Origin of the sequence: Lewinella cohaerens DSM 23179, from assembly GCF_000379805.1 — a bacterium.
GTDB lineage: Bacteria > Bacteroidota > Bacteroidia > Chitinophagales > Saprospiraceae > Lewinella > Lewinella cohaerens.
Genome location: NZ_KB903576.1, coordinates 247,220 through 260,518 on the forward strand (window position 1 = coordinate 247,220; position 13,299 = coordinate 260,518).

The 13,299-nt window shown below is 43.4% G+C and carries 7 protein-coding genes; all 7 read left to right on the forward strand.

Translation table 11 applies throughout. The features are described 5' to 3' along the window. Positions 1-4 precede the first annotated feature (4 nt). The 7 genes from A3EU_RS34385 (at position 5) to A3EU_RS0124185 (ending at position 13,274) form a co-directional block, all read left to right on the forward strand. Complete coding sequence (locus A3EU_RS34385) at positions 5-850, forward strand: hypothetical protein (RefSeq protein WP_156825887.1); 846 nt, start codon at positions 5-7, stop codon at positions 848-850. Between the two features lie 158 nt (positions 851-1,008). Beyond that, the gene (locus A3EU_RS0124160) at positions 1,009-4,995 is read left to right on the forward strand and encodes a caspase family protein (protein WP_169433395.1); all 3,987 of its coding nucleotides are present in this window, start codon (positions 1,009-1,011) and stop codon (positions 4,993-4,995) included. Between the two features lie 112 nt (positions 4,996-5,107). After that, positions 5,108-5,935, forward strand: a complete 828-nt coding sequence (locus tag A3EU_RS0124165) for a CsgG/HfaB family protein (RefSeq protein WP_083937555.1) — start codon at positions 5,108-5,110, stop codon at positions 5,933-5,935. Then, positions 5,932-6,390, forward strand: a complete 459-nt coding sequence (locus A3EU_RS0124170; protein ID WP_156825888.1) for a hypothetical protein — start codon at positions 5,932-5,934, stop codon at positions 6,388-6,390. The genes A3EU_RS0124165 and A3EU_RS0124170 overlap by 4 nt, the downstream gene beginning before the upstream one ends. Positions 6,391-6,439: 49 nt before the next feature. Then, the gene (locus A3EU_RS0124175; protein ID WP_020538779.1) at positions 6,440-7,366 is read left to right on the forward strand and encodes a DUF6175 family protein; all 927 of its coding nucleotides are present in this window, start codon (positions 6,440-6,442) and stop codon (positions 7,364-7,366) included. A gap of 11 nt (positions 7,367-7,377) precedes the next feature. Further along, positions 7,378-8,367, forward strand: coding sequence for a hypothetical protein (locus A3EU_RS34390; RefSeq protein ID WP_020538780.1), 990 nt, complete (start codon positions 7,378-7,380; stop codon positions 8,365-8,367). 44 nt (positions 8,368-8,411) lie between these two features. Next, positions 8,412-13,274 carry a PKD domain-containing protein gene (locus A3EU_RS0124185; RefSeq protein ID WP_020538781.1) on the forward strand — a complete coding sequence of 1,621 codons (4,863 nt, stop codon included), beginning with the start codon at positions 8,412-8,414 and terminating at the stop codon, positions 13,272-13,274. Positions 13,275-13,299 lie beyond the last annotated feature (25 nt).

Genomic DNA, 13,299 nt, shown 5'->3' on the forward strand with positions numbered 1-13,299 from the left:
CGCAATGATGAAATCTATATTTACCCTTACCCTTACCCTTACCCTTACCCTTACCCTTACTATTTTGCTTAGTAGCTTGTTTGCAAAAAACGAGCCATTGGTAAGAGAGGTTCTGCTCGCATCTAGCGAGCAGGTGTATACTGTTGTCGCAATAAGAGGCAATGTGAAGAATGTGAATCGCAATCAGTGGTTACACAGAAGGAGTCAGTTTCGGAAAGGAGATAAATTACTATTCTCAAGCGGAGCTAAGCTGCTGGTCATAGACCAAGCCCGTAAATCATTCATGTGTTTAGCATCAATAAATGAACAAGGATATCATTTGCGACCGTGTAAGACAGTGATAGATACCCGCCCTGGGGTGCCTCTCAATATTTTAGCACTTGAAGCCTATTTGTCTGCAAATCCTTACTATATCTTTGGTAATGAGATCAGTATTCAGGTTGGTGAAGTCGCTTTTCCTCTAAATGAAGAGCAGTTTTTCTTCCTTCGCTATGAATGGAGTGGGACTCAGGTAGATAAAAAATTAGCCTACCATGATGATTACTTTGTGATCAGTGCTTTGCAAATATATCAGGTGGAAGGGGTAGATATTGATCCGCAGGAAGCAAGTAAATACCAGGTCTTTTACTATGATGCACAAAAGGAAGTGGCTACTCTAGTAGGCGATTTTACGCCTGTTTTCCTCGACGAGGAAGAGCTTAAAGCAGAAATTAGTATATTATTGGAAAGTTTAAACGAATCTACTCCTGAGGAAAAGAAAAAAGAGATAGAGATTTATCTTTTTAACTTTTACCCTGATCTTAATTGGCAGAATATGCAAGCTTGGGTATTAGCAACCTATGATTTTTGATTTGTTTCCCTAAACTACTTTTGTCATTCCCTTGATGTAGTCCAGTGCTTACTAACTGGGCGTATTCTGATCATTTTCATCCCTTAAATTGCAAACAAATGCGAGCCATTTGCGGCTTTCCTATATTCTTATTTTTCTACCTACTCAAATTTAGTTTTATGAGACCCTTTTTAAATATCGCCCTGTTTTTTCTGATGCTTGGTTTTACCAGTAATCTTACTGCTCAAATCAAAGCAGATCCTGTTGTTCAATTTGGGCACCCAGGTTACGTCATTGAGCAAATTATCCTTTCACCTGATGGAGAAATAATGGCCACAAGTGATGGTGAATTTTTAAAACTATGGGATATCTCTTCAGGATTAGAGTTGAGGTCGTACCGAGGAAATAATACAGGTATTGGTGGAGCAATCTTTTCTGAAGACGGGAATAAATTCAGCTACTTTGCCGACGGAGATTATTATACCAGAAGTGTAATAACGGGGAAGGTGCTTTCTCGTGTTAGTATAGAAGAATACATGGAAAAAAACGATACGGGGATTCCTAATACGGAAGATTTAATGGAAAAACTTTCTATACGATACAGTGATGATGGTCGATTAAAATCAGAGCTAAAGGAGAATGAAATTTTTATTACCGAAAGAGTATCTGGCGACAAGATACAGACGCTTGAATTGCCTGAGCCTGAGCTAGAACAAGCACAGTCCAATGCAAATAGAAATCCTTATTTAAGTTTATTCAAAACAATGAAATTTTCTCCTGGGAATGATTTGTTCCTGATTGATTCTCTTTTGTACACTATCGAAACCGGAGAAATCAAGTATACCTTCCAACCGAGTGATCATAATATTCTAATTAAGAACGCCATATTTAGCCCTGATAGTAAGGTGATTGTTTTTTGCGGAACAATCCTCCCATCAAAAATGGAGGAAGAAGAGTATGAACAAATGGAAGAGGGCTTCTCCATGAATGCTCTAAATACGATGATGCTCAATATATACCAGGTGGGTAAAGCGCCAGGAGAAGCTGTTCTTTTTGTTGATTACAACAGTGGAACATTAAAAGCGGACCCGAACGTTACGAGTGTAACGGCGGCTAAGCTAAGTATAGATGGAAAGTCGCTTATTACAGGGCATGTAGACAAAACAGTGAAGGTTTGGAATTTTGAAGAAGGAGAGGAGCAATTTACTTTCCGTTTACGCCCTTTGGAGAACAACCAGAACTTTGATGCATTTGGTGTCAAGTCTTTAGAACAGACAAAAGACGGTAAATACCTGTTTATTGGCGGCTCAGGAAGTATCCGCGAAGATCAGTTGACCATGTGGGATTTTGCCACGGGAGAAAAAGTAAAATCCTTTGGCGCCGCTATACCCCCTATTAACGTAGAAGCACGTCAATCAAGCACAGATTCCATTATTTTGCAGGAGTATGAGGAGTTTTTATTCCCTGTCGCACAGCTTAATTACCGTGATTATGGTTCTTATCGAATTTTAAATTTAACGGATGGTAAAGCACCATCGTTGTTCCCTAAGTTTGATTCTATTGCATTTAGCCCAAAGTTGGATCACTATTTGGTGAAACCTAGCAAAGCAGAAAATATCCATATCTATAATTCACTTTACAATGAATTTGTAACTGAACTAGAGAACAGTCAGGGGACATTTGATTATTTAAGTTTTAGTAATAATGCCACCACGGTTGCAGGTTCTATTCGTGGAACACTCTTTTTGTGGAATGCTCGTACTGGAGCTTTACTTCACCAAATTGACGAAGGAAATATAAAATTGGTACACTTGGTTTTTGAACCCAATGATGAATATTTAGTATGCACCTATGACCCTAAGAGAATTCGCTTTTATTCGGTTGCTTCTGGAGATATCTTTTTTGAGAAAAAACCTAGCTTTATTGATCAGGCTACTCAAACCGTTTCAGAAGGAGCAGTAGTTATCAGAGATTTAACAGCGTCTGACGAAGAAAGTGATGACAGTCCGAGCCTATTAAAAAGGCGAAACCCTGTAGCTGCCCGAAGAGATCGAATTAATAGACAAGCAACTAATGTCAATATTGTTGCCAATGCTGCGGACTTGTTGATCTTCAAAGAATATTACGACATAGACATTAGTGCCGACGGAACTCGAGCTGCTGCCTGGCGCGACGATCTCGCCTCAGTGGAATTTCTGAATTTGGAAACCAAGAAATCTACTGGAGTAATAAAAGATAAAAAGACAGTATTACTGAATACGATAAGCGGAGCCTTTGGCGCTACCACTGAAGGTTCACAGGCCCAGGACATGATGAAGTTTTTCTTTAAAGAAAAGCTTGCCTTCCGAAAGTATACGGCAATAAGTCCGTTGTGGGATCGGGTTGCTATTGCTACCAAGCCAATTAAAGAAGAAGAGAACCAAAATATCCGGGTAGAGTTTGTGGAGAAAATGAAAAAGCGGGAAGCAAAAGAGTTGGGCATTAATCAGGATATATACTATTTGAATGACAGTGAAGATTATGCACAGGGCATTATCTTCAGTCCTGATGGTAAAATGATTGCGGCAAGTAGCAACACACTCAACACTATCCGTGTTTGGGATGCTTACGATGGTTCTATCTTGAAAACATTGGAAGGGCACAGTGGTAAAATTGCTTTTACAAGTAACAGTAAGAATCTGATCAGTACTGGCTGGGACAGGCAAGTTAAAGTATGGGATTTGGACGCAGTAAAAGAACTCTACAGTTTTGTGCCCGTTCAGGGGCAAAACGATTATGTGACTATTTTACCAAACGGCTACTACAGCACATCGCGCAAGGACAGCCGGGCCGTGGCTTTTGCTTATGGTAAAGAAGCTTACCCTTTTGATCAGTTTGATGTTCAGTTTAATCGACCAGATTTAGTCTTGCAACAGTTAGAGTCTTCTATTGTCCGAGGTGAAGGGCAGCATCCTAATAAATTACTTATTGATGCTTACCATCGTAGTTACCTTAAGCGATTAGAAAAACTGAATATAGAAGAAGCATCTTTTAGTAATACGGTTAGTTTACCAAGTATCACTGTTGCGGAACACCCTCTTAGTCAGTCTAGTCGAAACCTTCAACTCCAAATAACTGCTACAGACAATGCAGAACCACTTAGCCGTTTATTTATTACCGTAAATGGTGTGCCAGCTTTAGCGGGAGGGAGTCTTGATATCTTCTCGCCAGGAAAGCGATCTTATTCAGGAACTCAAAGTATTGAATTGTCAGAAGGAGTCAACCGAATTCAAGCTTACATTATGAATAAAAGCGGTGCTATTTCTTTGAAATATAATGCGGAGGTGAAGTATACGGGAGCATCCGTTGCCAAGAAGCTCCATATCGTAACCCTCGGTACTTCAGATTTTGTGGATAGCCAGTTTAACCTAGAGTATGCTACCAAGGATTTGGTGGATTTAAGAAGTTTTTATGGTCAACGTACTGGCGACTTTACGGCAGTAGTGGAGCACAAGCTCGAAGGGAGTAATTTCACCCTTGCTAATTTTCGGAAATTACAAACGACCCTCTCCAAAACATCTCTTGATGATGAGGTTGTCTTTTTTATCTCTACCCACGGCCTTTTGAATGAAGACCTTGACTATTACTTAGCAACTTACGACGTTGATTTCTCTAACCCTACAGAAAAGGGCCTTTCCTATGAGGAGTTGGAGTCCTTCTTGCAGGCCGTGCGAGCGAGGAATAAATTGGTGTTTATGGATGCTTGCCACGCTGGTGAACTAGATGATAAAGCAATGGATCAAGCCATTGCGGCGCGCGAAGAGAATGGGAAAGTAAACTTTAAAGCAGTACGTTCTACTGGGTGGGAACAACTTCCAGGCCAGCAATCATTTGATTTGATGAAAGAGTTATTTGTAGATTTAAGAGTGGGGTCAGGAGCAACGGTCATTGCAAGTGCTAGCGGAGTCGAATTTGCCTACGAAGGCGACGAATGGGAAAATAGTGCCTTCACCTACTGCCTGATCAATGGCTTGAAAAACGAGAATGCCGACCTCAATAATGACAACCAAGTAACCATTTCAGAAATCCAAGAGTACTTGTCTTATGCGGTATCTCGCCTAACCAATGGCGGTCAACAGCCGATTAACCGTACCGAAAATATCTTCAACAATTATGTGATTTGGTAGCTACCAATTTATCCCCTAGCCCAGACCTGATAACAGGTTAGTTAGGGGATAATTTGAGCTAGGAATCTTTTCTTTTCATTTGTCAGTGATACTTCACTGACCTAAACTACTTATGATGTTTAAGCACCTTTTTTTTCTATTAACTGGAGCTTTGTTTGCAAGCTTATTAGTCGCTCAGGAAACGACTCCTCCTAAAGTCATCGGTATCCTGCCCTTTAAGGTGACACAGCAAAATCAGCTGGATATTGCCAAACAAGTAGAAGCCATTGTTTACGAGGAAATAGTATCTAGTAAGCGGGTGGGAGTAGTCGAACGCGAATTTTTCGGAGAATTGGAAAACGAAAAATGGCGACAGTCACAAGTCGATTTTATTGACGGAGATGTTATTTCCAAGACCCGTAGCCGAGGTGCTCGCCATCTATTAATTGGCCAGATTACGCAGTGTGATGTATCGAGGAAGAGTAACTCTAATGGCGGTTATTATTACAGTTGTGGTCTTAAGGTTTCGATTCGTATTACTGACATTGAAACCAGTTTAGTGACGATTTCCGCAACTTGGGAAAACAACAGTATTCTCGATTTTGATACTGGTGATACGGAGGCGGCAGCTATGGCTAAGTCTGCCAATTCGATGCGAAGGAGAGTAAGAAAATTTTTAGACACCTATTTCCCCATTAAGGGAGAAATACTTCAAGCTCAGACAAATGGCACACTAGTTATTGGCCTGGGAGCCGTTCACGGAATACAGGATAATGATCGGTTGACTGTTTACAAAACCAGCGAGATTGCAGGAAGGGTTTTTAATGAAGAAGTAGGTGAAATAAAAGTTTCAGAAGTGAATGGCCCTGAGTTATGTACAGCTACCATCAAGAAAGGAAAAGACATTATTCTTTCAGGGCTGAAGAGTAATGATACTTACTACGTAAAAACAAAGTCATGAGAAGGATGAAAATGTTGATTGTGCTGTCATTACTACTATCGCTTATTGCTTGCCAGCCTAAAAATGTTACTTCATTACAGAATACCTGGACCTATCAGCTTGATGAAAGTACACCAGACTTGATTTGCCTGGCAGGTAGGGGAGTAGCGAATAAGAAAGAAATGGTACTTGCTAATGGCATTAAAGATGCCTTCAAAGCCATCATGTTGAATGGGATACCTGACTCACCCTATCGTTCTCCCTTGGTTACGGTAAACGAGACTAATGAGGTAGTTATTAACCAAATAATTACGGAACGTTACCAACAGTACATTGCAAACTCATGGCTGGTCAGCCCTCCTGAAAGACTTTCCCGTAATACAGATTTTACAGCACCAGTTAAAGTTGTCATTGATTTGAATTTTCTAAAAAGAGATATGAGGTCCAAAGGATTGTTGCCCCGATTTGGGTTGTAATTCAAAGGGGAGCTGTTTTTATTTTTAAGCTGTTTCTAAAATTAAAGAAATGAATAAGCTGTTTTTATTGTTAATTTTCATCTGTCCAATTGCACTTTCAGGGCAGGTAGGGCAAGGTAGCCGAGCAACGATTATGGTTGTTCCTTGGACCACAACAGACGAAGATTTACGGGAGAAATTAGAATCCGATTTTAATTACCGGACGATCCTCAATGAAATTAGATTAGCTTTTGATAAAGAGGGCTATACGACGATAAATTTCGTGCAAAAACTCCGTAACGCCGAAATTAATAAGGTTAGTGGTTTAACTAATTGGCGAACGATTTTCAAAAATGTTATCGATAATTCCGGAGCTGATATCATCATTGAGGCTGAAATATTTATCGCCGAACAAAAATATGGTAATAGTGTGGAGATACTATTAGAGGCCATTGAGACCTCCAGTTCAGAATCTTTGACCAATTCGGGCTTGTTGAAATCGGAGCCTTTTGCGACTACCGATATGGCTCGTTTAGTAGAAAATGCACTTGATGAGAATCAACAGTTAACTGCGTTTTTAAACCTAATGACGGAGAAATTTAACATCGTAAGAGCTACGGGTAGATCAATATTGTTAAGGGTCGAAGTTGATGAAAATAGCCCTTATGATTTGGAGACATTTATTGGACAAAGTGGAGATTATTTGTCTGAAAAAATCCAAGATTGGATACTTGACAAATGCCAGGAATGGTATCGCAATGGCTTGGTCAGTGATGTTTCATTTAATGTGGCTGGTAGAGATCCTTCTTTATTGTCCTACGACTTTGTGCGAATACCTTTTAAAGATGCTAACGGAGACCGTTATGATATCAATAGTTTTGCGCGCGAACTCCGTAAAGCTATTAGCGCTATGGGGGTAAATTCCGATAAAGGTAGTTTCTTTCGAATAGGAGATAAGATTGAAAGGAATAAGCTTTTTCTAACCCTCAGAAATTAAAAAAAATAGACATGAAAATTTCAACCTTATGGTGTGTGGCTTTATTACTGTTAGTAGTCTGTAACAATACCGCCGATGCCCAGAATACTATTACTGAATTTCCTCTGGCCCTTGCTTATGCTGAGGATGAACTGCCACAAGATTTAGCGCATGGAGTGAAAGGGCGTATCGCCACCTGCTTGGCCCGGCTGTGTGATAGTAGCCATTTTTTTGCTAGCGGAGAAGAACAAACCTTCCGTATAGTGCCGAGGATAGATGTTTTGGAAGAAGCACGGATTGAGGGACTTGAGAAAATTAATGTTGTTAAACTTGAATTGAGTGTTAATATTCAACAAACAGAAGGTGGAATCAATTTTGGTACCTATAGTTGGATAATAACAGGAAGTGGAAATTCGCCCGAACGGGCCTACCGATCTGCGTTGAATTCTTTGCCTAGGAGTGATGAAAATTTTACGCGTTTCTGTAGCGATATTCGACCTCGAATAAATAGTTATTATGCGGCGAATTGCGCTCAAATTATTCAACGTGCCCAACAGTTTATTTACCTTAATCAATTTGAGGAAGCAATTTTAGAATTGATAAAGGTACCTACAGAGGCTAGTGCCTGTAGCGCAGAGGTGGAAGAGAAACTACAGCAGGCGTACGATGCTTATCAAAGAGAGTATTGCGGGCCAATGTTACAAGAGGCCAGTGCACTGAAAGCTATAGGTAAACCAGATGAGGCTTTAGATATATTAATCCAAGTTAGCCCATCTTCTAGTTGTAGTGAAGGTGCTAGAGAGATGATTGAGCAAATTGGGAATGACATATCAAGGACACAACAAAATAAACTCGATTTTGCACGTGAAATGTATCGATCTTCTAAAGCCTCAGCTTCTGCTAGGGAGAATCTCCGATTGCAAAGATGGATTACGGTTTCAGAAATTGCCAAAGCAGCGGCAGCGGTGGTAGGGGGCTTTTCTCCATCGTTAAATATTCCAATTTATCTAGGCAAGCAATAAACATATTTACCCGATCTCCCTATCTTCGCCACAAACACCTACGAATGCACTTATATACTCCAAAAATCCACTGGTTTTGGCTTTTGTTTTTTTCTTTAGTAAGCCTCTCGCTCACCGCCCAGGAAACCCTCTCCGTTTCTGTTCTCAATGGTACCGAAATCCGCTGTTACCCGGATAGCTTGGTGCGTATTGAAATAACACCCAATACCGACTTTGCCTTTACTGCTATCTTGGTGGATTGGGGAGACGGTAGTGCGCCGGTATCCATCATGCCCGGTGATGCGCTTATTTTGGAGCACGAGTATCCTATTGCGCAGTTTTTGGACGAGTGCTCTTACAACCAATGTGGCTTGGCCAATGGCTTTTGCTTTACGCTAACCATTGATGCCCAATACGGCGGAGCTACCCAACCTGAAAATATTTCCAAGCGGCTGACTTTTCAATTTCCTCCACGGCCGAATTTTGCTGCCGATGATAACTTTATCTGTGTGGGCCAGGAGTTTTGCCTCGAAAATTTTACCTGTCCAGACAATGATGACAGCATGACTTTCCTCTGGACATTGCCTGATGGTACGACTTCTACCGAGGAAAGCCCTTGCTATACGTTTCCTGCTGCGGGGACTTATCCCATTATGCTAGAAGCTACCAACGACTGTGGAACGGTAACGACCAATCGAAACTTCACCGTCACGGCATTACCGATAGCTGCGGCCGTTTTGGATTCGGGCAGCGTCGCGCTGGACAATGATATCTACTACGTCTGCCTGGAAGATGGTGGAAAAGTGAGACTAAATGGTGATGCTTCGCAAAACGCCAATTCCTTCAATTGGAGCTTTACGCCAACTACGGGTGTGATGTTTGTAACCGATATGAACAACGATACCACTTGTGTCAGATTCACTACTCCAGGAACTTTCACAGCGACACTAAGGGTCGATAATGGTTGTGATACGCCTGACGAAGTCAGCCTCAATATTGAAGTGTCGGGGCAGGACCAAATCAGTCTCGATCCTCAGGAGGATGGTTGCCTTACCTTGGATTATTCCCCTTCTCCGTTGCTGCCTGGAATCATCTATACGCTTAATGGAACGACGTATGCAGACACCGATTTTCCTGTAACATTGACCACCAATACCGATCCCTACATCATAACGGCCAGTTCGCCACCGAGTTTTTGCCCTACGGTCATGGTCAGTGACACCTTCTATATTTTTGGCATTTCCATGCCAATGATTACACTGCCGCAACAGGATACAACGATCTGCCAGGATACGGTACAAGTATTGCTGGCTGCTCAACCTCCTGGAGGCACTTGGTCTGTGGATAGCGGGCTACCATTGGTACAAGAAAACGGAGAATTCTATTTTCAGGCCAATCAGCCTAATGGCAGTTATCAAATCACTTACTCGCTGGGCTTTGGCGCATGTGCCGGAGAAGCAATTCGCACGATTACGATCGAATCGCCAACGGTCACTACTGATGGGCCATGGACATTTTGCGAAGGTGGCCCACCGGAAACCCTCACGGCTACGCCCATCAATGGTACTTGGAGTGGGATGGGGATAACAGACCCAATATTAGGCACTTTTGATCCTGGTACTGTCGCTCCCGGCGTATACGATGTGTTTTATTCCTTCAATGATGCGAGTGCTACTGGCTGTACAGTCACCGTTGCAGACCAAGTGACGGTAGTGGCCTTGCCCAGTGCCGTCGGCATCCCGGACACCTTCGCTATTTGCGCTGTGGACATGGATTTGTCTTTGCCAGATTTGGCGGGAATCAGTTTCTCTCCGGCAGGCGGAATGCCGGATTGGAGTGGTACAGGCGTGGTAAACTCCGTTACAGGAATGTACAACCCTGATAGCGTAGGCGGCCCACTTGATACCATAGTTGTAAACTATACGATTGATCCAGGCTGTGAAATCAGAGATACCTTTATTGTAACAATTGATGAGATCACACCAGTAATAGCACAAGATGATTTGACGGTTTGTGACAACGAAAATAACCCCATCCTGACGGCCACACCTACAGGGCAAGGAATATGGTCAGGAACGGGCATTGACCCTGTTACAGGCGAAGTAGACCTGACCCTCTTGACACCAGGACAAACGTATACTTATCAATATACCATTAACCCCAACTTCATGCCTTGTACCAATAGCGATGAAGTTGAATTGACCTTGGCTAGTGGAGCTGGGGTGAGCATTGCGCAAGATGAACTGTTTGTATGTGATACAGCCAACTTTGTAGTTTTACCAATGGGTAACCCCAGCAACGGAGCCTGGGAAGGATTACCATCGATAAGCAATGACACGCTTTTTCTGGGAATATTACCCACGGGCACTTACCCCCTTGGTTATGTTGCGCCTGACTTACCCGCAGCCTGTAATAGTGCTTTGCTAACCTTAACTTACACCGCCCAGCCCACCGTTGAAATAGTGAGCGACAGCACGGCCTGTGTAACTGTTGATTGCCTTCCTTTTGAAGCAATAACCGGAGGCGCTAGTGTGTTCTCCTGGGATTTTGGCGATGCAACAGGAAGTAGTGATCAACAAACCTGCCATACTTATACCAGCGAAGGACTTTACGACGTAACCCTGACAGGCTTTTTATTGAACCCGGTGACGAACCAAGCTTATTGTGCTTCAGCCCCTGCGACCACGGAGGTCGACATACTGGGGGCATTGAGTGATCTTGAAATACTTTCTTCTCTTCCAGAAGGTTGCCCTGATTACTTGGTAGATGTCTTTCCTTCCGTAGTTGATATCAGAAATACTTACACCTGGACTTTGGCGAGTATCACCGATAGTGTGGCTACCAGCCTAAACAATGTATTGTTACCAGCAACAGTCGAAGACACCACCTATCTGGGTTTATTGACCACCACCAATGGCTGCGATACACAACTGGATACCATCGAATTGACGGCCCTGGCACCGCTGCAGGCCCAGGTCGCTACCGATTTTGATTCCCCTTGTAGCGGAGAAACGGTACAGCTGTACAACAACTCGACGGGAGCCATTGGTAACAATCCTCAATGGACCATTGATGGCGTGGTCTACAATGGTTTTGAGCCGCCCGCTTTTCAGGTCTTCACCGATACCTTGCCCAGCTCCATTTTTGTAACCTTGATCGACAGTAATGATTGCAATGCAGATACCGCTGTTTACGTCATTGATGTTCAACCTACCGATGTACGGGCGAGGATGAATTATAGTAGCCCGGATGTATGTGTTGATGCCCCACTTGAGCTTATCAACATTTCTACGCCGGGAGCTTTCGTACGTTGGATCACCAGCGATGGGAACCAGTACCTTGGGGATACGGTTAGCCACGAATTTAGTACTCCCGGCCCAGCTTGGGTGACCATCTTCGCGGAAGGCTGTGGTTACGATAGCCTCAGGTACGACTTCACGGTGCTGCCCCGGCCCGAGTTGAGTCTCGATATTGTTGATTTTGCCTGTGCCGAGGAGCTGGTCACGTTTACCGTAGGTGGTAATGCCAGCGGGCAGTGGTTGTATTACGGTAATGGTGACAGCACTTTGCAAACCATTAGTCAGTATACCTACTCCCAGCCGGGAACTTATGATATTCGGCTATTGGGCGCATCCACGGCAGGCTGCCTCGACTCTTTAGTCGATCAAATTGTGATCAACCCGCTGCCGGAGGCGCTTTTGCTACAGCCGGATTCTGTTTGTGTAGGGGAGCCTGTTGCGCTGATCAGCTTGAGTGTTGATGCGGAAAGCTGTACCTGGCAATTAGCTGGTGGTGGTACCCGAGACGACTGTATCAGCAGTTATACCTTTGACAGTCCAGGCTTGAAAACCAATCAATTGGTGGTGACCTCCAGCCTGGGATGTCGCGATAGTTTGAGCTTCCCTGTCTTTGTGCGGCCTACGCCGGTTGCAGCCTTTGATTACGTAGGCGATGACAATTGCTCGCCAGCAGTAGTGCAATTTGTTTACACGAATACAACACCCACGCCCACCAGCTGGAATTGGGACTTAGGAGATAACGATACAAGCAATGATATCAACCCTCTGCATACCTACCCGTTTGGGGGTACTTACCCGGTAACTTTGATCGTAGGTATTGACGGGATTTGTTTCGATACCACTTTTCAGAACGTACCCGTCCGCGGTACGCCTAGCTTTGATACGTTAACCTTAGATGAACGTTGCTTGCCTAGCGAGGCGTTTATTCTGGAAGTAAGTACCGATGAAGAAAATGAAATCACCCTTACAGGCGATAATTATTCGCAAGCTGGAATTAATCGTTTTGAAATTATTCCTCCAGGTGATTATACTTTAGAGGTATTGGCCCCTAGTGGCTGTGATACAACCCTGTCGTTTACTGTCCCGCAAATATTCCCACTGAGCGTTGAACTCATGCCTGATACGACGATCCTATTGGGCGCTTCTGTTAGAATCGTGAGCGAGGTGAATGAAGCTAACCTCATGCTGGATTGGTGGCCCATTGAAGGCCTGAGCGATACCAGTTTGCTGGAACCTATCGCCATGCCAGGATCAACAACGACTTATTACCTTACTGTAAGCAATGGCGATTGTAGTGCGGTAGACACCGTGACTATTTTTGTGGACGAAGATGTGCAAGTCTACTTCCCCAATGTTTTCAGCCCCAACGGCGATGGTTTTAATGACCTGTACACGTTTTTCCCAACTCTTGGCGTCCAGGAAGTAGAATCCTTCCGGCTATTTAATCGCTGGGGAGGCTTGGTATACGAAGTTATTGAACCACCACTTTTTCCATCAGGTATCAGCACCTGGAATGGCGACCTCAATGGAAAGCCTGTTAATCCCGACACCTTCGTTTACGTCGCAGAATTGTTATTGACCAATGGCAAGCGGGTACAGTATCGGGGGAGTGTGCATTTGGTAAGGTAGGGGTGTTATACAGGTAAGAACCAAT

Coding starts and splice junctions, on each gene's coding strand:
- A3EU_RS34385 (WP_156825887.1), top strand. CDS start 5: ATGATGAAATCTATATTTACCCTTACCCTTACCCTTACCCTTACCCTT.
- A3EU_RS0124160 (WP_169433395.1), top strand. CDS start 1,009: ATGAGACCCTTTTTAAATATCGCCCTGTTTTTTCTGATGCTTGGTTTT.
- A3EU_RS0124165 (WP_083937555.1), top strand. CDS start 5,108: ATGATGTTTAAGCACCTTTTTTTTCTATTAACTGGAGCTTTGTTTGCA.
- A3EU_RS0124170 (WP_156825888.1), top strand. CDS start 5,932: ATGAGAAGGATGAAAATGTTGATTGTGCTGTCATTACTACTATCGCTT.
- A3EU_RS0124175 (WP_020538779.1), top strand. CDS start 6,440: ATGAATAAGCTGTTTTTATTGTTAATTTTCATCTGTCCAATTGCACTT.
- A3EU_RS34390 (WP_020538780.1), top strand. CDS start 7,378: ATGAAAATTTCAACCTTATGGTGTGTGGCTTTATTACTGTTAGTAGTC.
- A3EU_RS0124185 (WP_020538781.1), top strand. CDS start 8,412: ATGCACTTATATACTCCAAAAATCCACTGGTTTTGGCTTTTGTTTTTT.